This is a genomic window from Pseudogulbenkiania subflava DSM 22618 (assembly GCF_900177275.1).
Classification (GTDB): Bacteria; Pseudomonadota; Gammaproteobacteria; order Burkholderiales; family Chromobacteriaceae; genus Pseudogulbenkiania; species Pseudogulbenkiania subflava.
Genome location: NZ_FXAG01000027.1, coordinates 15,404 through 40,454 on the forward strand (window position 1 = coordinate 15,404; position 25,051 = coordinate 40,454).

General features: G+C 68.8%; 17 protein-coding genes and 1 other RNA gene. 14 read left to right on the forward strand and 4 right to left on the reverse strand.

The features are described from left to right. Nucleotides 1-2: 2 nt before the first annotated feature. Nucleotides 3-1,874, reverse strand: coding sequence for a sigma-54-dependent Fis family transcriptional regulator (locus tag B9N72_RS18575; protein ID WP_085277698.1), 1,872 nt, complete (start codon nucleotides 1,872-1,874; stop codon nucleotides 3-5). A gap of 307 nt (nucleotides 1,875-2,181) precedes the next feature. Between B9N72_RS18575 and yiaY the strand changes: the two genes are divergently transcribed. Together yiaY and B9N72_RS18585 are read left to right on the forward strand one after the other, a co-directional pair. Next, the gene (gene yiaY / locus B9N72_RS18580; RefSeq protein ID WP_085277723.1) at nucleotides 2,182-3,330 is read left to right on the forward strand and encodes an L-threonine dehydrogenase; all 1,149 of its coding nucleotides are present in this window, start codon (nucleotides 2,182-2,184) and stop codon (nucleotides 3,328-3,330) included. Between the two features lie 386 nt (nucleotides 3,331-3,716). Then, nucleotides 3,717-4,127, forward strand: coding sequence for a ribonucleotide reductase subunit alpha (locus B9N72_RS18585; protein WP_085277699.1), 411 nt, complete (start codon nucleotides 3,717-3,719; stop codon nucleotides 4,125-4,127). Between the two features lie 316 nt (nucleotides 4,128-4,443). Here B9N72_RS18585 and B9N72_RS18590 read toward each other — a convergent pair whose 3' ends face one another. Beyond that, nucleotides 4,444-5,832 carry an aminopeptidase P family protein gene (locus tag B9N72_RS18590; protein ID WP_085277700.1) on the reverse strand — a complete coding sequence of 463 codons (1,389 nt, stop codon included), beginning with the start codon at nucleotides 5,830-5,832 and terminating at the stop codon, nucleotides 4,444-4,446. 92 nt (nucleotides 5,833-5,924) lie between these two features. Further along, the gene (locus tag B9N72_RS18595) at nucleotides 5,925-7,133 is read right to left on the reverse strand and encodes a benzoate/H(+) symporter BenE family transporter (protein ID WP_085277701.1); all 1,209 of its coding nucleotides are present in this window, start codon (nucleotides 7,131-7,133) and stop codon (nucleotides 5,925-5,927) included. Between the two features lie 350 nt (nucleotides 7,134-7,483). Here B9N72_RS18595 and B9N72_RS18600 point away from each other — a divergent pair, with 350 nt between their 5' ends. From B9N72_RS18600 to B9N72_RS18655, 12 genes are all read left to right on the forward strand, one after another. Next, entirely contained in the window at nucleotides 7,484-8,917 is a 1,434-nt protein-coding gene (locus tag B9N72_RS18600; protein ID WP_085277702.1) for an aminotransferase-like domain-containing protein, read from the forward strand. A gap of 10 nt (nucleotides 8,918-8,927) precedes the next feature. Beyond that, nucleotides 8,928-10,028: an NAD(P)/FAD-dependent oxidoreductase gene (locus tag B9N72_RS18605; RefSeq protein WP_085277703.1), complete on the forward strand. Its 1,101-nt coding sequence runs from the start codon at nucleotides 8,928-8,930 to the stop codon at nucleotides 10,026-10,028. Between the two features lie 77 nt (nucleotides 10,029-10,105). Beyond that, nucleotides 10,106-10,834, forward strand: a complete 729-nt coding sequence (locus tag B9N72_RS18610; RefSeq protein ID WP_085277704.1) for a response regulator — start codon at nucleotides 10,106-10,108, stop codon at nucleotides 10,832-10,834. Nucleotides 10,835-10,842: 8 nt separating this feature from the next. After that, on the forward strand, nucleotides 10,843-13,437 hold the full coding sequence (locus B9N72_RS18615) for a hybrid sensor histidine kinase/response regulator (RefSeq protein ID WP_085277705.1): 2,595 nt from the start codon (nucleotides 10,843-10,845) through the stop codon (nucleotides 13,435-13,437). 185 nt (nucleotides 13,438-13,622) lie between these two features. Beyond that, complete coding sequence (locus B9N72_RS18620; RefSeq protein ID WP_085277706.1) at nucleotides 13,623-14,894, forward strand: ABC transporter substrate-binding protein; 1,272 nt, start codon at nucleotides 13,623-13,625, stop codon at nucleotides 14,892-14,894. Between the two features lie 203 nt (nucleotides 14,895-15,097). Further along, nucleotides 15,098-16,042 carry a carbohydrate ABC transporter permease gene (locus tag B9N72_RS18625; RefSeq protein WP_085277707.1) on the forward strand — a complete coding sequence of 315 codons (945 nt, stop codon included), beginning with the start codon at nucleotides 15,098-15,100 and terminating at the stop codon, nucleotides 16,040-16,042. A gap of 1 nt (nucleotide 16,043) precedes the next feature. Then, entirely contained in the window at nucleotides 16,044-16,874 is an 831-nt protein-coding gene (locus B9N72_RS18630) for a carbohydrate ABC transporter permease (protein ID WP_085277708.1), read from the forward strand. A 61-nt stretch (nucleotides 16,875-16,935) separates the two neighbouring features. Further along, nucleotides 16,936-17,009, forward strand: a non-coding RNA gene (locus B9N72_RS18635) — sX9 sRNA. A 20-nt stretch (nucleotides 17,010-17,029) separates the two neighbouring features. Continuing rightward, a complete protein-coding gene (locus tag B9N72_RS18640; RefSeq protein WP_085277709.1) occupies nucleotides 17,030-18,664 on the forward strand; it encodes an alpha-glucosidase family protein in 1,635 nt (544 codons plus the stop codon). Next, nucleotides 18,664-19,803 (forward strand): ABC transporter ATP-binding protein, encoded by a 1,140-nt coding sequence (locus B9N72_RS18645; RefSeq protein ID WP_085277710.1) that lies wholly within the window; start codon nucleotides 18,664-18,666, stop codon nucleotides 19,801-19,803. The genes B9N72_RS18640 and B9N72_RS18645 overlap by 1 nt, the downstream gene beginning before the upstream one ends. 280 nt (nucleotides 19,804-20,083) lie before the next feature. Next, nucleotides 20,084-21,103 (forward strand): porin, encoded by a 1,020-nt coding sequence (locus B9N72_RS18650; RefSeq protein ID WP_085277711.1) that lies wholly within the window; start codon nucleotides 20,084-20,086, stop codon nucleotides 21,101-21,103. A gap of 433 nt (nucleotides 21,104-21,536) precedes the next feature. Further along, a complete protein-coding gene (locus B9N72_RS18655) occupies nucleotides 21,537-21,773 on the forward strand; it encodes a hypothetical protein (RefSeq protein WP_008955462.1) in 237 nt (78 codons plus the stop codon). A 128-nt stretch (nucleotides 21,774-21,901) separates the two neighbouring features. Here B9N72_RS18655 and B9N72_RS18660 read toward each other — a convergent pair whose 3' ends face one another. Further along, the gene (locus tag B9N72_RS18660) at nucleotides 21,902-24,961 is read right to left on the reverse strand and encodes a transglycosylase domain-containing protein (protein ID WP_234986048.1); all 3,060 of its coding nucleotides are present in this window, start codon (nucleotides 24,959-24,961) and stop codon (nucleotides 21,902-21,904) included. Nucleotides 24,962-25,051: the final 90 nt, after the last annotated feature.

Sequence of the window (25,051 nt, forward strand, 5' to 3'; positions counted from 1 at the left end):
CCTCAGTGCCCTCCCCGCCCCAGCCTCCGGTACAGCGTGCTGCGGCTGATGCCCAGCGCGCGGGCTGCCGCGCTGGCGTTGCCGCCGCAGCGCTGCAGCATCTGGCGGGCGATGTTGCCGTCCTCGCCGTCTTGCGGCGTGGCCATCGCCGCCATGTCTTCGCGCAGGGTCTCGGGCAGGTGAGCCGGCGTCAGCCGGGTGCCGTCGTCGTGGAGTGCCAGCAGGGTCTGCAGCAGGTTGTCCAGCTCGCGCACATTGCCCGGCCAGGCGTAGCGCCGTATCGCCTGTGTCAGTTCCGGCGCCAGCGTGATGCCGCGCCGCGCGCCACCGCGGCGGTCGAGCAGTTGCTGGGCGATCAGTGCCACGTCGCCGCGCTGGCGCAGCGGCGGCAGGCGCAGCGGGTAGTGGCACAGCCGGTAGTAGAGGTCGGCGCGGAAAGTCCCCTCCGCCACCGCGCGCTTGAGGTCGCGGTGCGTGGCGCACACCAGCCGCACGTCCACCGCCTGGGGCCGGCCGCCGCCCAGCGGCGTCACCACCCGCTCCTGCAGCACGCGCAGCAGCCGCGCCTGCAGCGACAGCGGCATGTCGCCGATCTCGTCGAGGAACAGCACCCCGCCATGCGCCTCGCGCAGACGGCCACGGCTGCCGTGGCGGCGCGCGCCGGTGTAGGCGCCTTCCTCATAGCCGAACAGTTCCGCCTCCACCAGCCCTTCGGGAAGGGCGGCGCAGTTGATCGCCACGAACGGCCCATCGCGGCGCGAGCTGGCGGCATGCAGGGCGCGCGCGAAGCGGTCCTTGCCGGTGCCGGTCTCGCCCAGCACCAGCACCGGGATGTCGGCTTCCAGCAGTTTCAGCGCCTGCGGCAGCAGCGTCGGTGGCAGGCCGGCGGTGTCGGACACCATGTCCGACGGTACCGGCCGCAAAGGGCGCACCGACGGCGCCGGGGTGTCAATCGACACGGCGGGTGCTGCCGCTTCGTCAAGCCGGGCCGACAGCAGCCGCCGGCCACAGCGCACCACGGTCACGCCACGGCCATGGCGGTGCTGCCAGTGTTCCAGGGTTTCGCCAAACAGTTCGCCGAAACGGCGTCCGCCGAGCGCATTCCAGTCGAGTCCCAGCAGGGCCAGCGCCGGACGGCTGGCGGCACACAGGCGTTCGTCGTCGTCGAACGCCAGCCGCGCCGCGCGCACCGTGCCGAGCAGCGCCGGTTCGTCGGCCAGTTGCAGCACCCGGGCGTGGCCGCAGCGGCGCTCGAACAGCGCGAGTTCGATCTGCCGCACCGCGGCTTCCAGGCGCTGTCCATGCACGCCGCCGAGCCGGCGCGGTGGGCCGGAGACGTCGAGCACGCCGAGCACCTGGCCGAACGGGTCGAGGATGGGGCTCGCCACGCACGACAGCCGGCGGTGGCGCTCCAGATAGTGTTCGCTGCCGCGCACCCGCACCGCCTCGGCCAGCGCCAGCGCAGTGCCGATGGCGTTGGTACCGCGCAACGCCTCGCTCCACTCCATGCCGGGTGTCAGCGCGAGCCGTTCGGCGCGGTCGAGAAAATGCGGGTGGCCGGTCTCGTCGAGGATCACGCCGTCGCGGTCGGCCACGATCACCACATGGCCGTCGTCGACCACGCTGTCGAACAGGGTGTCGAGCTGTGGCCGCGCCAGGGCCAGCCAGTCGGCGTTCTGCTCGTAGCGCTCGCGTAGCTGCACCTCGTCCAGCCGCTCGCCGTGGCGCGGGCGCGACGCCGTCAGGCCAAGACCGAGGCAGCGTCGCCAGGAGTGCAGGATGGGCGCCGGCACGGCATGGTCCGGCAGGGGCTGGCCATCGAAAAAGCGGCGCCGCGCTTCGTTCAGCGGCAGGGAGGCAACCGTCAGGTTCATGAGGTGTCCTGGAAGTGTCGCGATTGTTGCGGGACAGGTGTCGCACGTCGCGACACCCATCGAGCACTGGATGCCGCCAATTATCGCGGCCGGGTCCGGCGAAACACATCGATTGGATCAATCTTTTGTGCTGCAGGGCAAAAAAGAACTTCGCGGAGGGAAGGCCAGAGCCCTCCGCCGCTTTGCTGCATCGCAACAACGATGCGCTCTGGCATGGTCTGTGCGGTAGTAACGGGGACACCATCAGGCAGGGAGCCTTCGCGGCCCCGACCGCCGAACCATGCTTACTTCGGAGATGCACAACACCATGACGACGACTTTCTTCATCCCGCCGGTCAACATGATGGGCGAGGGCAGCCTCGCCGATGCCATGCAGGCCATCCGCAGCCATGGCTTCCGCCACGCCCTGATCGTCACCGACGCCGGCCTCGCCCGCGCCGGCGTGGCCGCCAAGGTAGCTGCGCTGCTGACCGAGCAGGACATCCAGGCCACCATCTTCGATGGCGCCAAACCCAACCCGACGGTGGGCAACGTCGAGGCCGGCCTGGCGCTGCTGCAGAGCCAGCGCTGCGACTGCGTAATTTCACTGGGCGGCGGCTCGCCGCACGACTGCGCCAAGGGCATCGCGCTGGTGGCCGCCAACGGCGGGCACATCGGCGATTACGAGGGTGTGGACAAGTCGGCCAAGCCGCAGTTGCCGCTGATCGCCATCAACACCACCGCCGGCACCGCCAGCGAGATGACGCGCTTTTGCATCATCACCGACGAGACCCGCCACGTGAAGATGGCCATCGTCGACCGCAACGTCACCCCGATCCTGTCGGTCAACGACCCGGCACTGATGGTCGGCAAGCCGCCGGCGCTGACCGCCGCCACCGGCATGGACGCGCTGACCCACGCGGTGGAGGCCTACGTCTCCACCGCCGCCACCCCGATCACCGACGCCTGCGCGCTACAGGCGGTGAGGCTGATCGCCGCCCACCTGCGCCGTGCCGTGAGCGACGGCAAGGACCTGCACGCGCGCGAGCAGATGGCCTACGCCCAGTTCCTCGCCGGCATGGCGTTCAACAACGCCTCGCTCGGCTACGTGCACGCCATGGCGCACCAGCTGGGTGGCTTCTATGACCTGCCGCACGGCGTCTGCAATGCGGTGCTGCTGCCGCACGTGGAAGCCTTCAACGCCAGCGTCTGCCCGGGGCGGCTGGGCGACGTGGCGGAAGCCATGGGGGTGGATACCGAAGGGCTGGACGATGCCGCGGCAGCCGAGGCGTGCCTCGCGGCGATTCGCCGGCTCGCCGCCGACATCGGCATCCCGGCCGGCCTGGCCGAGCTGGGCGCGCGCGCCGAGGACATCCCGGTGCTGGCGGCCAACGCACTGAAGGACGCCTGCGGCCTGACCAACCCGCGCCCGGCCAGCCAGGAGGAGATCGAGGCAATCTTCCGCACCGCGCTGTAATCCTCTACGAACTGGTTCGCGATCTATCGCGAGCAGCCCTCAGCGGGGTAAAGAGCAGCGCAGGCACCGGAATGTACTGGAGTACATGAGGATTTCCGATCGCTGAGCGAATCCCTGCGTGCCAATCTTCGATTGGCTCAGCGATAGATTCGCACGCAGAGCACATGAGCCCCGATCAGGGATGCGCAGCAAGATCGTGAGCAGGTTCTAAGGCTGCACCCTCCATCCTTTGTATGCACGTGTTGGGCCGCCTCCGGGCGGCCCTTTTTTATCTCGCCGCCTCCGCCGTTCGGCCTAGCCCGTCCCCCTCGTCGGGCGTATCGAAGTCCCCGCCGCCGTCGCGTTACACTGCAGCTTCCCCCCTCCCCGTATTGGAATACCGCGTCATGACCCCGATCACCGATTTCGACTCGCTGCTGGCCGCCGCACGCCAGCAGCCCGACCCGCAACGCCTGCTGTTCGTGTTCGTGCGCTCGGTGCTGCACGACGATCACGCGCCGCACGAGGCGGAACGCTTCAACGCCGGCCAGGGCGGCATCCTGCAGCCGGTGCTGTGCGTCGACAAGACCCCGGCCGAACTGACCAGCTTCGCCGCGCTCAAGGCAGAATCGGCGCGCACCGGCGAGGCCTGGCAGCTCATGTTCGTCGCCGCCATCGGCGGCGCCAACGGCAAGGCCCCGAGCAGCGACGACGCTGAAGAGCCGCTCAAGCGCATGATCCAGACCATCCAGACCGGCGGCGACGTGTCGCGCTACCTGGCGTTCGATCAGCACGGCGAGCCGGTGCGCTTCCTCTGAGAACCTGTTCATGATCTTGCTGCGCGTCCCTGATCGGGGCTCATGTGCACTGCGTGCGAATCTATCGCTGAGCCAATCGAAGATTGGCACGCAGAGATTCGCTCAGCGATGCGCAATCCTCATGGACCTCATGTCCATTCCGGTTTCTGTGCTGCTCTTCACCCCGCTGAGGGCCGCTCGCGACAGATCCTGAACAGGTTCTGAGGCCACGTCTCCCCGGAGACACGACGCTCACGCAATCAGTAAAAAAGGTCGGCCGAACACCCGCAACACGGGCTTCGGCCGACCTTTTGGTCGATGGGCGCGGTGAGGTGGCTCAGCCCGCCATCGCCGCCTCCACCTCGTCCGCCGTTTTCGGGATCGGCGCGCCCAGCACGCGGCAGCCCTCTTCAGTCACCAGTACGTCGTCCTCGATGCGGATGCCGCCGAAATCGCGGTACTGATGGAAGGTCTCGTAGCGGATGTACTGGCTGTGGCGGCCCTCGGCCCGCCAGGCGTCGATCAGCGCCGGGATGAAGTAGATGCCCGGTTCCACCGTGATCACCATGCCGGCCTTGAGCGGCTTGCCCAGGCGCAGGTAGCCCAGGCCGAACAGCGCACTGCGCTCGACCGCGCCGTCGTAGCCCACCAGGTCCTCGCCCAGGCCTTCCATGTCGTGCACGTCCATGCCGATCTGGTGCCCCAGGCCGTGCGGGAAGGCGATGGCGTAGGCGCCGGATTCGACGATGGCGTCGGCGTCGCCCTGGAAGAAGCCCAGCACCGTCATCCGCTCCACCATCACCCGCGCCGACCGCTTGTGCACCTCGAGATAGGGCACGCCCGGGCGGATCGCCTCAAGCGCAGCCAGTTGCATCGCCAGCACCGTGTCGTACAGTGCGCGCTGGCGCGGCGTGAACTTGCCACCCACCGGCAGCGTGCGGGTGATGTCGCTGGCGTAGCCGCTGGCGCTCGCCGCGCCGCTGTCGTTCACGACGAGGTCGCCGGCTTGCAGCAGTTGGTCGTGGTGGTGGTTATGCAGCACCTCGCCGCGGCGCGAGAAGATGCTGGGGTAGGCCAGCTGCCAGTCGTGGCGGCGCACGATGCCTTCCATCTCGCCCACCACCGCGCGCTCGGCCACGCCCGGCCGCGCCGCGCGCATCGCCGCCAGGTGCATGGCGTGCGTCACCGCGAGCGCCGCTTCCATCTCGGCGATTTCCTCGTCACCCTTGATCTCGCGCAGCGCCACCACGGCGCGGGTCAGCGCGGTCGAGACGCCGGCGCCCAACTCGTCCGGCGGCAGCGCCAGCAGCCGGCCCAGCTCGATCTGCGTCTCGCCGCGATACGGCGCCAGGTAGTGCACGGTGCGACCGGCGTCGCGCGCTGCGCGCACCAGCGCCGCCAGTTCGGCGTAAGGCCGCGCCACGGCAACGCCGGCGGAGGCGGCGCGCTCGGCCAGGCTGGGCTGCGGCCCGGTCCACACCACGTCGGCGACGTCGGGCTCGCGCCCGAACAGCATGGTTTCTCCGCTGTCGGCATCGATCACGCCGGCCAGACCCGGCTCGTTCAGGCCGAAGAAGTAGCGGAAGGAACTGTCCTGCACGAAGGGGTAGATGTTGTCGCGGTAGTTCATCGGTGCGTCGACGTTGCCCGGGAACAGCAACAGGCCGGACAGGCCCGCTGCCTGCAGGCGGGCACGGCGCTGCAGGTAGATGTCGGCAGAAAACATGGAGTCGGTACCTTGTGGGTGACGGAACGGCGGGCACTGGATTGTATACAGTCGTTCAACTGTACACGCGCCGCCGCCGCCCCGCCAGCGCCTCAACGTCTGGACCCGGTGCTGAGCGCCGCCGTGGCGTGGCCGGCCCGGACCTGGCACAGCAGGCTCACCGCCCCGCCCGCCAGCAGCGCCCACAGCGGTGCACCGAGCCCGGCGATGGTGATGCCGGAGGCCGCCACCACGAAGGTGATCAGCGCCGCCTCGCGCTGACGTTCGTCCCCCAGCGCCGTGGCGAGCGAGGAGGCCAGCGTGCCGAACAGCGCCAGCCCGGCCGCGGCCGCCACCAGCGCCTTGGGCAGGGTGAGGATCAGCGCCGCCAGCGCGCCGCCGGCCAGCCCCAGCAGGATGTACAGCACCCCGCACACCACGCCGGCCATGTAGCGCCGAGCCGGGTCGGGATGCGCCTCCGGTCCGGTGCAGATCGCCGCGGTGATCGCCGCCAGCACCACGCCGTGCCCGCCCAGGGGCGCGGTGACGATAGACATCAGGCCGAGCGCCGTCACCGGCGAGCGCGCCGGAATGCGATAACCGGATGAGGCCAGCACTGCCATGCCCGGCAGGAACTGCCCGGTCAGCGCCACCAGTGCGAGCGGGATGGCGAGGTTGACGAAGGCCGTCCACGACCACGCCGGCATGGTGAACTGCGGCCCGGCACCACCCTGCCACGTCGGCAGCGTACCGAACAGCCCCTGCACGCCGGCAATGGCCAGCCCCAGCGCCAGCGCGACCGGCAAGGCGTAACGCGGGAACAACCGCCGGCCGAGGAAGAACGCCGCCGCCATCGGCAACACCAGCGCCGCGTCGTGGCTGGCGGCCCCGGCCAGCTCGGCGACGAAGCGGAACAGGATGCCGCCCAACAGCGCCGCCGCCAGCGCCGGTGGAAACACCTTCATGATCTTGTCGAACAGGCCAGACGCACCGATCACGGTGACGATGACCGCCGCCGCCAGGAAGGCGCCCACCGCCTCGGCGTAGGGCACGCCGGGCAGCGCGGCCAGCAGCAGTGCCGCGCCCGGCGTCGACCAGGCGGTAATCACCGGCGCCTTCCAGCGCAGCGACAACCACAAGCCGGCGATGCCGGAACCGATCGACACTGCCCACACCCAGGAGCCGAGCTGAGCGGCGCTCAGGCCCGCCGACTGTGCGGCGTGCACGATGATGAGAAAAGGGCCGGAATACCCCACCAGCAGTGCAAGCACCGCGGCGAGGACGGCCGAAGGCGACAGATCGCGCCAGGGGGAAAACGTCATGGTTCTGCTCCTTGGAGCCGCTAACAAAACCCTCTTGGCATTGTTGTTCGCGTGCGAATCTATCGCTGGGCAAATCCCTGCTGGCAAATCTTTGATTTGCTCAGCGATGGATTTGCACGCAGGGATTTGCTCAGCAAGCATTTGTCGTACTACTTGCATGTAGCTTCGCTGAAACTTCGGCTACGCCTCGTTTTCTGCGGCCGCACACCTAGCCAAGACTGCTGCGCCGGGTTTGTTAACAGCTCTTGTGTCATTAGATGACCCGAGCGTAATCCCGCCGCGCGACGCCGCCTTCACACACGGCGCCAAACAGCTTAGGCTGGGCGCGATCTGTTCTATATAACAAGACGATGAACGCCACTCCGCATTACCAGCGCATCGCCGCCGAGCTGCAGGCCCGGCTCGATGCCGGCGAGTTCGCCCCCGGCAGCCGGCTGCCGGCGGTGCGCCGCCTGGCCGAGCACTACGACGTCAACACACTGACCGCGCTCGCCGCTTACCGCCTGCTGGAACAACAGCAGCGTGTGGTGGCACGCCCGCGCGCCGGCTTCTACGCCGCGCTGCCGGGCCGTTCGGCCAACCTGGAGGCACAGCCACCGCTGCCCGCCCCGGCGGCGCTGGTGCAGGTCAACGGGCGCGTCTCCCAGCTGCTGAAGCTATCCGGTTCGCGCCTCGCCTTGCAGCTGCATATGGCCGAGGCCGCCACCAGCCTCTATCCGACGGCAGAACTGGCGCGCCGGCTGCAGCACACCTTGCTGCGCCAGCCGGAACTGATCGGCGCGTATCTCGCCGAATCGGAACAGACCCGGCTCAAGCGCGAAATCGCCCGCCTCGCCGCCGGGGCCGAGCTCGACCTGGGCCCCGACGACATCCTGATGACCCAGGGCATCACCGAGGCGATCAGCCTGGCGCTGCGCCTGCTCACCCGTCCCGGCGACACCGTGGCGGTGGAGACGCCGGTCTACTTCGGCCTGTTGCAGACGCTGGAGAGCCTCGGACTCAAGGCGCTGGAAATCCCCTGCACGCCGGACGCCGGGCTGTCGCTGGAGGCGCTGGAATTCGCGCTGCGCCATGGCCCGGCGGTGAAATGCCTGGTCACCGTGCCGCATTTCCAGAACCCCACCGGGGCGCTGATGCCGGACGACAACAAGAAGCGCCTGCTGCAGCTCGCCCGCAAACACGGCGTGACGATCATCGAGGACGACGTGTTCGGCGACCTCTACTTCGGCAGCCGGCGCCCCACCCCGATCAAGGCCTGGGACCGCGACGGCGAGGTGATCTACTGCGCCTCGTTCACCAAGAGCTTCGCGCCGTCATTCCGCCTGGGCTGGCTCGCTGGCGGGCGCCATCAGCCGGCGCTGGCGCGGCTGCGCGAGAGCAGCTCGCTGGTCAGCTCCTCGCTGCTGCAAGTGGTATTGGCCGACATGCTGGCCGGCGGCGACTATGCGCGCATTAGCCAGCGCTTGCGCCAGCAGTTGGCACAACAGATGCAGATCACCGCCGACGCAGTACTGGCGGCCTTTCCGCGCGGCACGCGGCTGCGCCGGCCACAGGGCGGCCTGCTGTTGTGGGTGGAATGCCCGGACGGGGTGGACACGGCAAAACTGCTGGAAACGGCGCTGGCGCAGTCGATCAGCTTCGCGCCCGGCCTGCTGTTCTCGGCCGAACCGCGCTTCAGCCACTGCCTGCGCCTCAACTTCGGCCAACCCTGGAACGGGCAACTGGCCGACGCCATCAACCTGCTCGGGCGGCTCGCCACGGCGCAATTGGCCGGACGCCGCTGAGGGAGAGCACATGGACCGCATCGACACCCTGGTGATCGGCGCCGGCGTCATCGGCCTGGCGGTGGCGCGCGCGCTGGCCCAGCAGGGGCACGAGGTGATCGTCGCCGAAGCCGAAGCCGCCTTCGGCCACCACACCTCGAGCCGCAACAGCGAGGTGATCCACGCCGGGCTCTACTACCCGACCGGCTCGCTCAAGGCGCGGCTGTGCCTGGCCGGGCGCGCATCGCTGTACCGCTACTGCGCCGCGCGCGCGGTGCCTCACCGCCGCCTCGGCAAGCTGCTGGTCGCCACCCAGGCCGGCGACGCGCCACGGCTGACGCACATCGCCCAGCGCGCCGCCGCCAACGGCGTGAACGACCTGCGCTGGCTGGAACAGGCCGAGCTCGCCGACCTGGAGCCGGCGCTCGCCGGCCACACCGCGCTGTTGTCGCCCTCCACCGGCATCGTCGACAGCCACGCCCTGATGCTGGCGCTGCTGGCCGACGCCGAAGCCGCCGGCGCGCTCTTGGCACTGGCCTCGCCGGTAGTCGGCGGGCGCATCGAGCCGGACGGCCTGGTGCTCACCATCGGCAGCGACACCCCCTATTACCTGCACGCGCGCCGCGTGGTCAACGCCGCCGGGCTGTGGGCGCAGCGCGTCGCGGCGGCCATCGACGGCCTGCCCGCGCACACCATTCCGCCGCTGCATTACGCGCGCGGCGTGTACTTCACGCTGAGCGGACGCGCGCCGTTCTCACATCTGATCTACCCGCTGCCGGTGGCGGGCGGACTGGGCACCCACCTCACGCTCGACCTCGCCGGCCAGGCCCGCTTCGGCCCGGACGTGGAGTGGGTGGACGTGGTGGACTACCGCGTCGACCCGGCGCGCGCGGGCGGCTTCTACCAGAGCATCCGCCAGTGGTGGCCGGCGCTGCCGGACGGCGCGCTGCAACCGGGCTACGCCGGCATCCGCCCCAAGCTCGCCGCACCGGGCGAGCCGGACGCCGACTTCGTGATCCAGGACGAGCGCCAACATGGCGTGCCGGGGCTGATCAACCTTTACGGCATCGAATCGCCGGGGCTGACCAGCTGTCTCGCGCTGGCCGACGAGGTAGCACGACGACTGGCCTGACGCGTCTTGTAACAATTGAAACACATCGCCGCGCGCTTTCTGATAAGAACAGGGTAAAAAGGAGGAGGAGCCCCCGCATGGACGACAAGTACCGCATCCTGATCGTCGACGACGAGCCCGAGGTGCGCGACTGGCTCGGCGCACTGCTGGAGGACGGCGGCTTCGCGCCCCACGGCGTGGCCGACGGCGCGGCGATGCGCCAGGCCCTGGCGGCACAGCGCTTCGCACTGGTGATCCTCGATCTCAAGCTGAAGGGCGAGGACGGCCTGATGCTGGCGCGCGAGCTGCGCGGCCAGTCCGCCGTGCCGATCATCATGATGAGCGGCAAGGGCGACGAGACCGACCGCGTGCTGGGGCTGGAACTGGCCGCCGACGACTACCTGACCAAGCCGTTCTCCGGGCGCGAACTGCTGGCGCGCGTGCGCGCCGCACTGCGCCGCACCACCGAACTCTCGATCCCGCTGCAGCGCCACGCCGGCGAGGCGCGCGAGTGCTACGCCTTCAACGGCTGGGTGCTCGACATGACCGCGCGCGAGCTGCGCCAGCCGGACGGCGCGCCGTGCGCGCTGACGCAGGGCGAGTTCTCGCTGCTGGCCACGCTGGTGCGCCACCCGCAGCGGGTGTGGAGCCGCGAGCAGTTGCTGGAGCAGACGCGCGGCCTCGACACCGAGGTGTACGACCGCACCATCGACGTGCTGATCCTGCGCCTGCGGCGCAAGATCGAGCCGAACCCGCGCCACCCCGAACTGATCTGCACCGAGCGCGGCCTGGGCTACCAGTTCCGCGCCGCGGTCAGCCGCCCTTGAGGCCCGCCGTGCCGTCGCCCTCGCGCCTGTTGTGCTCCGCCTGGTCGCAGCCGATCCGCACCCGGCTGCAGGCGGCGTTCGTGGTGATGTTCGTGTTGATGCTGGCGGTGACCCTGGTCGGCGTCAGCGGCATGCGCACCACGCTCGCCACCCTCACCGGCTTTCGCGAGGAGGTGATGCCGGAGCTGGCGCGCGTGCTGGAGCTGGCGGAAAAAGTGTCGCAGGTAGCCGCCATCGCCCCCAACCTGGCCGACAGCTACGCCCCCGACACCCTGCCCGACGACGTCGAGCGGCTGCAGGTGCTGATGGGCGACATCCAGCGCCTGTCGCTGGCGCTGCCGCCGCAGGCCGACCGCCGCCTCGAGGTCAGCAGCATGCTGGACGGCTCGGAACGCGACCTGGAACAACTGCTGCTGCTCTCGGGCGACAAGCGCCAGCAGCAGCAACAGCTCGACGCCTACCGCCTCCGCCTCGACCACCTGCTCGACCAGCTGGGCACCGGCCAGGCCAGCCCGGTTCACCGGGCACCGACGCTGCTGCCGTTGTGGCACACGCTGCAGGCGGTACCGCTGGCGCGCGATCGCGCCGCGCTGGGTGTGCTGGAAGCCGATGCCGAAGCGCTGCTCGCGGCAATGCAGCGGCGCGGCGAGCTGCGCGCCCTGCCGCCGTGGCTCGCCGCCGAGCTGGACGTGATCTGCAGCGCGCCGCAGAACCTGTTCGAGCGGCGCCGCCAGGTGCTCCAGACCGACGGGCGCATGGCGACGCTGCTGCAGCTCTACCGCAGCAATGCCGAACAGCTCAGCCGACGCACCGCCGCCTACGTGCAGGAACTGCGCGCGCTGGCCGACAACCGCAGCCGCGCCGTGCAGGTCGCCATCCGCTCCGGCATCAGCGGGCTCACCGTGCTGGCCGCGGTCGGCGTGCTGGTGGCGCTGCTGGCGGCGGGCTACGTGCGGCGCGTGGCGCAGCAGATGCAGTCGATCTCGCGCGTGATGAGCCGGCTCGCCGCCGGCGACACCGCGCAGGCCACGCCGGCCACCGAGCGCGCCGACGAGATCGGCGAGCTGGCGCGGGCGTTCCAGGTGTTCCGCGACAACCTGTTGGAAAAGCAGCGCCTGACACAGGGGCTGGAAGCGCAGCGCCGCCTGCTGCAGACGGTGTTCGCCAGCATGAACGACGGCCTCTCGGTGTACGACGCCGACGGCGCGCTGATGGTGTGGAATCCGCAGTTTCCGGCCCTGCTCGGCATCGACCCGGCGCACCTCCGCAGCGGCCTGCCCTACCCCGCGCTGCGCACCGCCATGCCGGCCGGCACGCGCTGGCAGGCGGTGGCGGCCGACACCGCGGCGCACACCGCCGACGGCCGCGAGCGCATCGCCAGTGCCGCCGAGCTGCACCTGCCCGACGGCCGCGTGCTGGAATTCCGCAGCCGCGCCATGCCGGAAGGCGGCTGGGTGGCGGTATGCCGCGACGTCTCGGCCCGGCGCGCCGCCGAGGCGCAGCTGCAGCAGATGCAGAAGATGGAAGTGCTGGGCCAGCTCACCGGCGGCGTGGCGCACGACTTCAACAACTTCCTGGTGGCCATCCTCGGCAACCTGGAACTGCTAGAACAGCGCCCCGACCTGCCCGAGGACGCGCGCCGCCGGCTGGAGCGCGCCCACGGCGCCGCCAACAAGGCGGCGGCACTGACGCGCCGGCTGCTGGCCTTCGCTCGGCGCCAGCCACTGACGCCGGAAATCGTCGACCTCGACGACATGCTGCAGGAAATGCTCGACCTGATCGAATACAGTGTCGGCGACGGCATCGCCGTCACGGTGGACGCCGAGCCGGGGCTCGTCGTCTGCGTCGACCGCGGCCAGCTCGAGAACGCCGTGCTCAACCTGGCGCTCAACGCGGCGCAGGCGATGCCGGACGGCGGCCGGCTCGACATCGTCGCGCGGCGCGAGGAGAGCGCCACGCCGCTATCCGGCCCGGCGCTGCGTCTGGAGGTGCGCGACAACGGCCGAGGCATCCCGCCCGAGGTGCTGCCGCGCGTGCTGGAGCCGTTCTTCACCACCAAGGAACAGGGCAAGGGCAGCGGGCTCGGCCTGTCCATCGTGTACGGCTTCCTGCGCCAGAGCGGCGGCGACGTCGGCATCGACAGCACCCCGGGCCACGGCACCACGATCTCGCTGTGGCTGCCGCCCGCAGCGCCGCACTGCGCGCTCGCACACGGCCCGGCCGTCCTGCCCGCCACGCTGCCGGCGCGCCGCGTGCTGCTGGTGGACGACGACGCCGACGTGCGCGACACCGCGCTGGCGCTGCTGCAGCAACTGGGCGCCACGGTGCACGCGGTGGCCGGCGAGGCGGCGGCGCTGGCCTGGCTCGCCGCCGGCGGCGAGGCCGAGCTGGTGCTGTCGGACGTGATGCTGGGCGACGGCGGCGACGGCGTGCGCCTCTACCGCCGCCTGCAGCAGGAGCGGCCCGGCCTGGCGGTGGTGCTGACCTCCGGCCTGCCGCCGGAATACCACGCCCGGCGCAGCGACTGGCCGGCCGGCGCGCCGTTCCTGGCCAAACCCTACACACTGCCGGAGCTGGCGCGCCTGCTGGGCGGGAATGGCTAACACGCCCCCAGCTTGGCCGACGCCCTCACACCGGCCATTGTTGCAATTGTTAACGAAGCCACTCGGGAGATGAAATTTGCCATTAACGCCGCCGCGTTTAGATGGGTACAGGGCATCGTGACGCCACCGCCGCCACACACCGGCAGGCTCCACGATACCGACCACACAACGAGGAGAGACCCGTCATGAAGATCGCGTTGATGAGCGCCGCCGCCGTGCTGGCGCTGGCCGGCACCGCCGAAGCCGCCACCCTGAAGATTTCCTGCGGCGCCGTGGGCCAGGAACTGGAACTGTGCAAGCAATCGGTGGCCGAATGGGCCCGCAAGACCGGCAACGAAGTCCAGGTAGTGGCCACGCCGAACGATTCCAACGAACGCCTGGCGCTGTACCAGCAGATTCTCGGCAGCGGCTCGGACAAGATCGACGTGATGCAGATTGACGTGGTGTGGCCGGGCATCCTCGCCAGCCACCTGGCCGACCTGAAACCGCTCGCGGGCGGCGCCGAGAAGGCCCACTTCGCCGGCATCGTCGCCAACAACACCGTCGGCGGCCGCCTGGTGGCCATGCCGTGGTTCACCGACGCCGGCCTGCTCTACTACCGCAAGGACCTGCTGGCCAAGTACAAGCTGGCGCCGCCGAAGACCTGGGAAGAACTGGCCACCGCCGCCAAGAAGGTGCAGGACGGCGAGCGCGCCGCCGGCAACGACAAGATGTGGGGCTACGTGTGGCAGGGCCGCGCCTATGAAGGGCTGTCCTGCGACGCGCTGGAATGGATCGTCAGCTACCAGGGCGGCAGCGTGATCGACAGCGCCAGTGGCAAGCCCTCGATCAACAACCCCGGTGCTGTCAAAGCGCTGGAGACCGCCGCCAGCTGGATCGGCGGCATCACCCCGAAAGCGGTGCTGAACTATGGCGAGGAAGAAGCGCGCGGCGTGTTCCAGGCGGGCAACGCAGTGTTCATGCGCAACTGGCCGTACGCCTGGGCCCTCAGTCAGAAGGCCGACAGCGCGGTGAAGGACAAGGTCGGCGTGATGGCCCTGCCCAAGGGCGGCACCAACGGCCGCAACGCCGCCACGCTAGGCGGCTGGCAGCTCGCCGTCTCCAAGTACTCCAAGAACCAGAAGCTCGCCGCCGAACTGGTGATGTATCTCACCAGCAGCGAAGTGCAGAAGCAGCGCGCCATCCAGGGCGCCTACAACCCCACCATCGGCGCGCTCTACAGCGACAAGGAAGTGCTGCAGGCCAACCCGTTCATGGGCAACCTGTACACCACCTTCACCAGCGCCATCGCCCGCCCGTCCTCGGTCAGCGGCAACCGCTACAACCAGGTCAGCAACCAGTTCTGGAACGCCACCCATGACGTGCTGTCCGGCAAGTCCGACGCCAAGTCGGCGCTGACGGCGCTCAACGCCTCGCTCAAGCGCCTGGCGCCGGCCGGCTTCGTCGCCGCCAAGTAATTCTCCTGCTTGCCCGGATACAACGCCCCTCTTCATGAGGGGGGCGCGGGCCCTTTCTTTTCCAAAAAGCATGAGAAGCGAAAACGCGAAGGCAAGTGAGCGGGGCCGCAGACAGTACACGCGGTACGGCCAGGCCCTGCGTAACGCGGCCGACAAAGTTAGCGCTTCTCAGGCGCATTGGAATTGCTCTCGGAGTGTCTCCCATGACAAGTCAAACCCTGACCTCGGCGGCCCCCGCACGTCCGTCGACCGCCGAGTCCTCGCTGCAGCGCTCGCGCCAGCGCATGGCCTGGCTGCTGGTGGCGCCGGCGCTGGTGGTACTGCTGGCCATCGCCGGCCTGCCGTTGGCACGCACCCTGTGGCTGAGCCTGACCGACGCCCAGCTATCCGACCTGTCGACGCGCCAGTTCGTCGGGCTCGCCAACTACATCGGCGACGCCGGCGTGCTGGCCGATCCGGAATGGTGGGGCGCGGTGAAGAACACGCTGTGGTTCTCGCTGCTGTCGGTGTCGCTGGAAACCGTGCTCGGGCTCGCCGTGGCGCTGATGCTGAACCACCCCTCGCGCCTCAAGACCCTGCTGCGCGCCGCGGTGCTGGTGCCGTGGGCCATCCCCACCGTGGTGTCGGCCAAGATGTGGACCTGGATGCTGCACGACCAGTTCGGCGTGATCAACGCCATGCTGCTCGCCCTGGGCCTGATCCACCAGCCGCTGGCCTGGACCGCCGACCCCGACCTCGCCTTCACCACCATCGTGCTGGTCGACGTGTGGAAGACCACGCCGTTCATGGCCCTGCTGATTCTGGCCGCGCTGCAGATGGTGCCGTCCGACTGCTACGAGGCGGCGAAGGTCGACGGCGTGCCCAAGTGGTCGGTGTTCCTCAACATCACGCTGCCCCTGATCACCCCGGCGGTGCTGGTGGCGATGATCTTCCGCACCCTCGACGCGCTGCGCGTGTTCGACCTGATCTACGTGATGACCTCCAACAGCCGCACCACCAAGAGCATGTCGGTGTACGTGCGCGAACAGCTGATCGACTTCCAGTTGGCCGGCTACGGCTCGGCCGCCGCCACGCTGCTGTTCCTGATGATCGCGCTGATCACCGTCAGCTACATGGCGCTGGCGCGCCGCCGCATGGAAGGACATTGAGATGAAACGCATCGAATTCACCGACGTTCTGTACTGGCTGGCCGTGCCGCCGGTGCTGGGCTTCGCGCTATTCCCCTTCGTCTACGCCATCGCCAGCTCGTTCAAGCAGGGCAATGCCCTGTTCTCCAGCGACTTCTGGCCCAAGACCTGGTCGCTCGCCAACTACGCCGGCGTGTTCGCCGAGCAGCCGTTCGGCCAGAACCTGCTCAACTCGGTGCTGGTGGCGGGCGGCGTGGTGGCGCTGTCGCTGACCGTCTCGCTGCTGGCCGCCTACGCCCTGGGCCGGGTCAGCTTCCGTGGTCGCGGCGTGCTGATGATGACCATTCTCGGCGTGTCGATGTTTCCGCAGGTGGCCATCCTCTCCGGCCTGTTCGAGCTGATCTCGGCGCTTGGCCTCTACGACAGCCTGTGGGCGCTGGTGCTGTCCGACCTGATCTTCACCCTGCCGTTCACGGTGTGGGTGCTGGTGACCTTCATGCGCGAACTGCCCAAGGAGCTGGAAGAAGCCGCGCTGATGGACGGCGCCGGCGTACTCACGGTGATCTTCCGCATCTTCCTGCCGCTGCTGTGGCCGGCGGTGGCGGCCACCTCGCTGCTCGCCTTCATCGCGGCGTGGAACGAGTTCCTGTTCGCGCTCACCTTCACGCTGTCGGGCGAGCAGCGCACCGTCCCGGTGGCCATCGCGCTGATTTCCGGCGCCAGCAGTTACGAATTGCCGTGGGGCAACATCATGGCGGCGTCGGTGATCGTCACCCTGCCGCTGATCGCTCTCGTGCTGATATTCCAGCGCCACATCGTGTCCGGGCTCACTGCCGGGGCCGTCAAAGGTTGAACACGTTCCCAGGAATGGCTGCGCATCCTGATGGCGTCGTTACATCCGTGCTCAGGTCCTCATGTACCACTCGTACATTCCGGCCCCTGCGCGCGGCGCGCCTCGCCCTCAGGCCGCTCGCTGCTTCCTGAAACCGCGTCTTGAGGAGACCGACGATGAACTCTAACAAACACAACGAACAATGGTGGCGCGGCGCGGTGATCTACCAGATCTACCCGCGCAGCTACCAGGACAGCAACGGCGACGGCATCGGCGACCTGCCGGGCATCACGCGCCGCCTGCCGCACGTCGCGGCGCTGGGTGCCGAGGCGATCTGGATCTCGCCGTTCTTCACCTCGCCGATGGCCGACTTCGGCTACGACGTGTCCGACTACTGCGACGTCGACCCGATGTTCGGCACCCTGGCCGACTTCGACGCCCTGATCGCCCGCGCCCACGAGCTGGGGCTCAAGGTACTGATCGACCTGGTGCTGAGCCATACCTCGGACCAGCACCCCTGGTTTGCCGAAAGCCGCGCCAGCCGCGACAACGCGCGCGCGGACTGGTACGTCTGGGCCGACGCCAAGGCCGACGGCACCCCGCCCAGCAACTGGCTCAGCCTGTTCGGCGGCAGCGCCTGGCAGTGGGACGCGCGGCGCCAGCAGTACTACCTGCACAACTTCCTCGCCAGCCAGCCCGACCTGAACTTCCACTGCCCGGCGGTGCAGGACGCGCTGCTCGACGTGGCGCGCTTCTGGCTCGAACGCGGCGTCGACGGCTTCCGCCTCGACACCGTCAACTTCTACACCCACGACGCCCTGCTGCGCGACAACCCGCCGCAACCGGCCGGCGAGTTCGCCGCCGGCGTGCCGCGCAACAACCCGTACGCCTTCCAGCGCCACCTGTACGACAAGACCCAGCCGGAGAACCTGCTGTTCCTGAACCGGCTGCGCGCGCTGTGCGACCAATTCGACGACCGCGTCGCCATCGGCGAGATCGGCGACGACCGCCAGTACCCGACCCTGGCCGACTACACCCGCGGCGACGACCGGCTGCACATGGCCTACGTGTTCACGCTGCTGACCGAGGCCTGCGCCCCGGCCTACCTGCACGCGGTGCTGGCCGACTACCTGGCCCAGGCCGGCGACGCCTACGTGTGCTGGTCGCTGGGCAACCACGACGTGCCCCGCGTGGTGAGCCGCTGGGCCGAGCTGGGCGGCAGCGCCGAGCAGCGCGCGCGGCTGTGCGCGGCCTTCCTGCTGGCGCTGCCGGGCGCGCTGTGCCTGTACCAGGGCGAGGAACTGGGACTGCCCGAGGCCGAGGTGCCGTACGAACTGCTGCAGGACCCGTACGGCAAGGTGCTGTGGCCGGAATACAAGGGCCGCGACGGCTGCCGCACGCCGCTGCCGTGGAGCGACGAAACCGACGGCGGCTTCGGCAGCGCCATACCGTGGCTGCCGGTGTCGGCCGAGCAGCTGCCGCTGGCGGTCGAGCGCCAGCAGCACGACACCGCCAGCACGCTGGCGTTCTGGCGCCACTTCATCGGCTGGCGCGCCACCCAGCCGGCGCTGCGCTACGGCCGCATGCGGCTGCTGGACGCCCACCAGCAGATCGTCGGTTTCGAACGCCACTACCGCGGCGAGACGCTGGCCTGCCTGTTCAACTTCAGCGCGCGCCCCGCCACGCTGCCGCTGGCCGGCCACGGTCAGTTGCTCGACGGCAGCGGCCTGGCCGCCACCCTCGAGGCCGGAGAGCTGACGCTGCCGCCCTTGTCCGCCGCCTTCGTCCGTCTTACCGCAGGAGAAGCATGATGTGCCAGATCCGTCTTGAAAACATCCAGAAGCGCTTCGGCGACAACCCCATCCTGGCCGACATCGACCTGACCGTCGAAGCCGGCGAGTTCTGCGTGTTCATCGGCCCGTCCGGCTGCGGCAAGTCCACGCTGCTGCGCCTGATCGCCGGCCTCGATGACGCCAGCGCCGGCGACATCCACATCGACGGCGCGCGCGTCAACGATCTGGCGCCGGCCAAGCGCGACGTGGCGATGGTGTTCCAGAGCTACGCGCTGTACCCGCACATGACGGTGTACGACAACATGGCCTTCGGCCTGCGCCACCTCAAGCTCGGCCACGACGAGATCGATCGGCGCGTGCGCGCCGCCGCCGAATCGCTGCATCTGGCACCGCTGCTCGAACGCAAGCCCGGCGCCCTGTCCGGCGGCCAGCGCCAGCGCGTGGCGATCGGCCGCGCCATCGTGCGCCAGCCCAAGGTGTTCCTGTTCGACGAGCCGCTGTCCAACCTCGACGCCTCGTTGCGCGTCAAGACGCGGGTGGAGATCGCCCGCCTGCACCGTGCACTGGGCCGCGCCAGCATGATCTACGTCACGCACGACCAGGTGGAAGCGATGACGCTGGCCGACAAGATCGTGCTGCTGAAGCCCTTGGCCGGGCAGGACGGCGTGCCCAGCATCGCCCAGGTCGGCCACCCGCTGGAGCTCTACCACAATCCGCGCAACCGCTTCGTCGCCGGCTTCATCGGCTCGCCGTCGATGAACTTCATCGACGCGGCGCTGCTGAACGCCAACGCGGAAGGCCTCGTCTGCAGCGCCGGCGGCATCAGCCTGCCCGCTGCCGCCGATGCCACCGGCTTGGCAAGCGCCAGCACCGTGACGCTGGGCATCCGCCCCGAGCACATCGTCGTCGGCAGCGGCCCGCTCAAGGGCCGCGTCAGCCACCTCGAACACCTCGGTGAGCACAGCTACGCCTACCTCGAGACCGCGCTCGGCACGACCCCGCTGGTCGCCAAGCTGAGCGAAAGCTCGGCGCAGATCGGCGACACGCTGACGTTCTCGCTGCCGGCGCCCCGCCTGCACGTGTTCGACGGCGCCGGCGACGCCCTGCCGCGGCTGCAGCGGCACGACGCGACACCAGCCGCCCTGGCCACCCACTGAGAGCCGCTAACAGAACCCTCTTGGCGTCGTGCGCTCGCGTGCGAATCTCTCGCAGAGATTCGCCCAGCAAGCACTTGCCGTACTACTTGCATGTAGCTTCGCAGAAACTTCGGCGACGCCTCGTTTTCTGCGGCCGCGCGCCTAGCCAAGATCGTTGCACTGGGTTTTGTTAGCGACTCTGAATCACCAACAAGCAAAAAAACCGGCGGCACTCCCTTACCCATTGCACGGCAAGGGAGGCTGACCGCCGTTCATCACCAAGCAGAGAGGGAATGGAGAAATGAAACTGAATTACCTGATCGTGGCACTGGCCGGTCTGTCTGCCGTTGCGCACGCCGACGTCAGCCTCATCGGCAAGATGGAAGGCGGCCTGCAACGCAAGAGCAACGTCGACGGCACCCATGTGAACGGCGTCAAGGACTTCGGCTCGGAAATCGACTTCATCGGCAGCGAGGACCTCGGCGACGGCATGAAGGCGATCTGGCAGATGAACAACAACGTGCATCTGGACGGCGGCCAGTCCGGTGACACCTTCGCCTCCGGCGACACCTTCGTCGGCCTCTCCGGCGCGTTCGGCGCCGTCAAGCTCGGCCACGGCGTCAACGCCTACGGCGACAACTACTACGGCGCCAACTTCTACGACGTCGGCGACCACGGCGCGGATCGCGGCATCGGCGGCGTGCTGGGGCTGGGCGACGCCGGCGGCCAGAAGGGGGCGATCAAGTACGAAACGCCGAAATTCGGCCAGTTCAACGCCGCGGCCAGCTGGGCGGCCGGGGAAAAAGGCAACGGCAGCCAGGCCGGCAACGCCTGGGCGCTCGGGGGTAACTTCGAGGGTGCCAACTACGGCCTGCACGCCGGCTACAGCCGCCAGGACCTGGTCAACGGCGCGGCCGGGGCCTACAGCGCCGTCGGCCACGCCACCGACTGGGTGATGGCCGGCAAGCTGACGCCGTTTGCCGGGCTGACCGTGGGTGTGGAATACAACCACGCTACACTGTCGGCCACGGCCGGCGCCCTGACCGGCACCTCCCTGGTGGTGCCGGCCGATCCGGCCGCCATGAAGAGCCTGGCGCTGCACGCCGAATACAAGCCGGACCGCTTCGCGCTGCGCCTCTCGCTCACCCACACCGACAACTACAAGTACGTTGCCGACCAGAAGCGCACCGAGTACGTGCTGGGCACCAGCTACAACCTGTCCAAGCGCACCGCGCTGCTCGCCGAATACCTGCACAGCAAGGTAAACAACGACGCCCATGCCAGCAGCGAGCTGGTGATCGGCATGCACACCGAGTTCTAAGAACCTGTTCACGGTCTGTCGCGAGCAGCCCTCAGTGGGGTGAAGAGCAGCGCAGGAACCGGAATGGACTGGAGTGCATGAGGATTCCTGATCGCTGGGCCAATCTCTGCGTGCCAATCTTCGATTGGCTCAGCGATAGATTGGCACACAGGGCACATGCGCCCCGATCAGGGATGCGCAGCAAGATCGGGAACAGGTTCTAAGCGCACGATAACCCGGCCGCCCCCTGCGGCCGTTTTCCCCTCCCCGTCACACTCCCAGCTGGCGCGACACCATGAGAGGCCTCCTTCACAATCTCTCCCTGATTTGGCAGAAAATCGGGTCAATAATGAGAATGGCTCTCGGGGCACCGGATAATCTACGCCGTCCGCCGCTCATGGCGTCACGGCGTGTCTTGCGCCCGATGGCCGTCACAACAACAAGGAGTCCGATCATGATCAGGTATGTATCAGCCGCCCTCGTCTCCGCCGCCCTGCTCGCCGGGCCGGCACTGGCCGCCAGCCCGGCCCAGCCGCAGCAAGAACAGGGCAAACCCGCCACCAGCCTGCAACAGGCTACCGAGATCTACATTTCGACCAAGCTGGATTGCGACAACATGAGCCAATACCGCAAGGACCTGTGCCTGCGCGATGCCGAGGAAAAATACCAGCAAGCCAAACAAGCCGGCTAAACGCCGCTTGCCCGTGACGAGCGCCGTGGAGCTGCGCCGGCGTCCTGCGCCGATGGAATAGCTGCCCGCACGGCGCCCGGCCATCCCCCGCAACCCCACTCCCCGCCTCCAGCCCGCCCTTGTTCCGTTCAGGCCGGCGTGTGGCGGCAGGCCGGCGACTGCCCGAGCGGCACGTTGAGCCCGGTCAGGCGTGTCAGCGTCGGCGCCAGCACCTTCATGATCTGCACCGGCAGGCCGCTGGTGAAGCCGTACTTGGCGGCTTCCGGCCCGGCCACGTAGGCGGTCAGGGTGCCGAAGTAGCGGTCGCCGATGAAGAACACGAAGGTGCCCGAACGGCTCACCACGCGCGACGACAACAGCACCCCGCCCCTGCCGAAGGTGTCGAAGCGGTGGTCGCCGGTGCCGGTCTTGCCGCCCACCGGCAGCGGCGTGCCGTCCTGGGCGGTGAAGGCGCCCTTGAGGCGGGCGGCGGTGCCCTGTTCGACCACTTCGGTCAGCGCCGCACGCGCCACCTGCGCCACTTCCACCGGCAGCAGCCGTTCGCCCTGGCTGCGCCGGTACGCCAGCGCCACTTCGTACGGGGTATCGGCGGCGAAGTGCAGGCGGTCGATCAGGATGCTGGGCTGGCGGACGCCATCGTTCACCAGCACCCCCATCAGTTCGGCCAGCGCCGCCGGCCGGTCGGCCGACGCCCCGAGCGTGGTGGCGTAGGACGGCACCAGCGAATCGAACGGATAGCCCAGCCGTTTCCAGCCCTTGTGGATCTCGCGGAAGGCGTCTTCTTCCAGCAGCTCGCGGATACGCCGGTCCTGCCCGACCTTGTTGCGCGACTTGAACAGCCAGCCGTACACCTCCTGGCGCTGCTCGCGGCTCGCCGCCAGCGCCTGCGACAGCGTGGCCTTGGGTTCGCGCGCCAGGTAGCCCAGCAGCCACAGTTCCAGCGGGTGCACCCGGGCCAGGTAGCCACGGTCGTTGAGGTTGAAGCGTTCGATCGCGTAGTTGGCGTACAGCTTGTCGATGTCCTTTTCATCCAGCGACGAGTTGGGCAGGTTGTCCGTCAGGAAACGGCGGAAGGCGTCCAGGTTGGCGTCCGGGTGCAGCGAGCGGAAGATCACCGCCAGCCGCACCGGGCTCGGCCGGATGCCCTGCACCAGCAGTTCCTCGGCCTCGGCCGGGCTCTTGCCGTGGTATTTCTGCCAGAAGCCGTGCAGGTACACTTTCCCCTCGCGGTCGGCGAAGCGCTGCAGGTAGGCCATGCGGCGCGGGTCGTTGGGGTCGGACAGCAGCATGGTGCTGGACCCCGGCACCTGGTACATGTAATGACGCACCACGTCGCGCATCAGGCGCACGAACACCAGGTTGACCGAATTGCGCAGGCCCTCGCGCACGGTGAGGATGCGGTAGTTGTCGAGCGGGTTGAAGTTGACGAAGGTGTGGATACCGCCGCCGGTGTAGAACGCCTCGCCCGGGTTGGCCGAATACTTGCGCTCCATCGCCGCTTCCAGCATCGCCTTGAGGCTGCGGTCCTGCGCCGTTTTCAGGTAGTCGACCGCCCAGCGCGTGATGAAGTCGAGCTCCGCCACCGGGACTTTCTTCAACTCTTCCGGGCTCATCCCGACGTAACGCTGGTGCAGCCCGGCGACGATTTCCAGGTAGCTCACCAGGGTGCGCAGCTTGGCGGTTGAGCCCAGGTCGAGCTTGGTGCCGCGGTTGATGTCGAAGGGCTGGTCGTAGTTGTCGGTCTGCACCCGCACCAGGTTGACCCCCGGCGTGCGCTCGAACAGCGTGAAGCTGTAGATGACCTTGGCCGGGTCGCCGGTATCGAGCAGGCGCGGCGCGATCAGGCCGGCGTCGCGCGCCTTGTCCGGGTCGCGCAGGCCGTACAGCGTGGTGCTCGCCACCTGCTGCAGCGGCTGGTCCAGCGTACTCTGGGCCGTCAGGTCGAGGTGGTCCAGATCGTACAGGCGCGGCACGCCGAGCACGCCGGCGATCCGGGTGCGCGTGGCGTTGGCGGCCTTGCGCTCGAGGAACGACACCGGCGGCGCGCTGATCGCCGCCTCGCGCCGCTTGAGCGGCTGGGCCAGCGCCGCGTCGCGCCAGGCCGGCGCGATCACGCCCGCCGAGGCGAGCAGGCGCAGGTAGCTGTCGGTGAGTTCCTCCAGCGGCTGCGACGAGCCGCTCAGGTAATACGATGGGCGGCGCTGCGCGATCATCAGGCTCAGCGCCTGCTTGTAGGCCAGTGCGCGCTCGGCCAGCGGCGCCGTGGTGTCGCCGGCCAGCAGCCGGTTGACGTCGGCCATGTCGCGGCCGTACCAGGCCCACAGTCCGTCGCCCAGGCCGTTGACCGCGCCGTAGCCGCTCTTGGCGCTGAGCGGCACGGTATTGACGTAGTTCAGCGCGATCTGGCGGCGCTCGGCCGTGGTGTCCTCGCCGTTGCGGTAGGCGCGCACCGAGGCCGACGCCATCTGCCGCAGCTTGTCCTTGGGACTGCCGGTGCGCCCGCCCTCGGAATGGCGGTACTTCTCGATCTGGGTGGCGAGCGTGCTGCCGCCGGAGGTATCGACGTCGGACATGAAGACGCTCTGCACCCGCTCGATCACCGCCTTGGAGAAGCGTCCCCAGTCCACCGCCGGGTTACGCGTCGGGTTGCGGTCGTCGAGCAGCTCGCGGTTCTCGATGAATAGCAGCGACTGCACCAGGATCGGCGGAATGGACTCGAAGCTGTGGTAGGTACGTTCCGGATAGCGCGCCGCAAACAGTGGCTCGCCACTGCAATCGGACACATTGAGGCCGGCTTGCATCTTCTCGCGGTAGCTCGGGTACAGCCCGAAGTCGATCAGCTCGCGCTGGCGCGGCGACATGCGCGCCTGCTGCTCCACGGCGTAGCCCTGGCCCTGCAGCCGCTGCAGATAGCCAGGCAGTGCGGTATAGCCCAGCAGCTGGTCGTACGGCCCGGTCTTGGGATAGCGAACCTCGCGCACCGGTGCCGGCCCTGGCTCGAGTTTGAAGGTGAGTTGGTGGTTCAGGTTGTTCAGGTAGTGTGCCTGCCAGCGCGAACTGGTGACCTCCTCGGAGATCAGGTAGGCGGCGACGGCGATCAACGCCAGTACCACCACGACCACGATCACCCAGGGACGACGGATGACGGCTCTCACCCCGCGCAGCGCAGGATTCATGCCATTGGACATAAGCTCCCCCTTTCCTGCCTCTGAATCCTTTTCTTTCATAGTAGGCTACTCCCTGCGCAGATTTCTCCAGACGCGATCGTCCCGCTCCGC

Coding starts and splice junctions, on each gene's coding strand:
- B9N72_RS18575 (WP_085277698.1), bottom strand. CDS start 1,874: ATGAACCTGACGGTTGCCTCCCTGCCGCTGAACGAAGCGCGGCGCCGC.
- yiaY (WP_085277723.1), top strand. CDS start 2,182: ATGACGACGACTTTCTTCATCCCGCCGGTCAACATGATGGGCGAGGGC.
- B9N72_RS18585 (WP_085277699.1), top strand. CDS start 3,717: ATGACCCCGATCACCGATTTCGACTCGCTGCTGGCCGCCGCACGCCAG.
- B9N72_RS18590 (WP_085277700.1), bottom strand. CDS start 5,832: ATGTTTTCTGCCGACATCTACCTGCAGCGCCGTGCCCGCCTGCAGGCA.
- B9N72_RS18595 (WP_085277701.1), bottom strand. CDS start 7,133: ATGACGTTTTCCCCCTGGCGCGATCTGTCGCCTTCGGCCGTCCTCGCC.
- B9N72_RS18600 (WP_085277702.1), top strand. CDS start 7,484: ATGAACGCCACTCCGCATTACCAGCGCATCGCCGCCGAGCTGCAGGCC.
- B9N72_RS18605 (WP_085277703.1), top strand. CDS start 8,928: ATGGACCGCATCGACACCCTGGTGATCGGCGCCGGCGTCATCGGCCTG.
- B9N72_RS18610 (WP_085277704.1), top strand. CDS start 10,106: ATGGACGACAAGTACCGCATCCTGATCGTCGACGACGAGCCCGAGGTG.
- B9N72_RS18620 (WP_085277706.1), top strand. CDS start 13,623: ATGAAGATCGCGTTGATGAGCGCCGCCGCCGTGCTGGCGCTGGCCGGC.
- B9N72_RS18625 (WP_085277707.1), top strand. CDS start 15,098: ATGACAAGTCAAACCCTGACCTCGGCGGCCCCCGCACGTCCGTCGACC.
- B9N72_RS18630 (WP_085277708.1), top strand. CDS start 16,044: ATGAAACGCATCGAATTCACCGACGTTCTGTACTGGCTGGCCGTGCCG.
- B9N72_RS18640 (WP_085277709.1), top strand. CDS start 17,030: ATGAACTCTAACAAACACAACGAACAATGGTGGCGCGGCGCGGTGATC.
- B9N72_RS18645 (WP_085277710.1), top strand. CDS start 18,664: ATGTGCCAGATCCGTCTTGAAAACATCCAGAAGCGCTTCGGCGACAAC.
- B9N72_RS18650 (WP_085277711.1), top strand. CDS start 20,084: ATGAAACTGAATTACCTGATCGTGGCACTGGCCGGTCTGTCTGCCGTT.
- B9N72_RS18655 (WP_008955462.1), top strand. CDS start 21,537: ATGATCAGGTATGTATCAGCCGCCCTCGTCTCCGCCGCCCTGCTCGCC.
- B9N72_RS18660 (WP_234986048.1), bottom strand. CDS start 24,961: ATGTCCAATGGCATGAATCCTGCGCTGCGCGGGGTGAGAGCCGTCATC.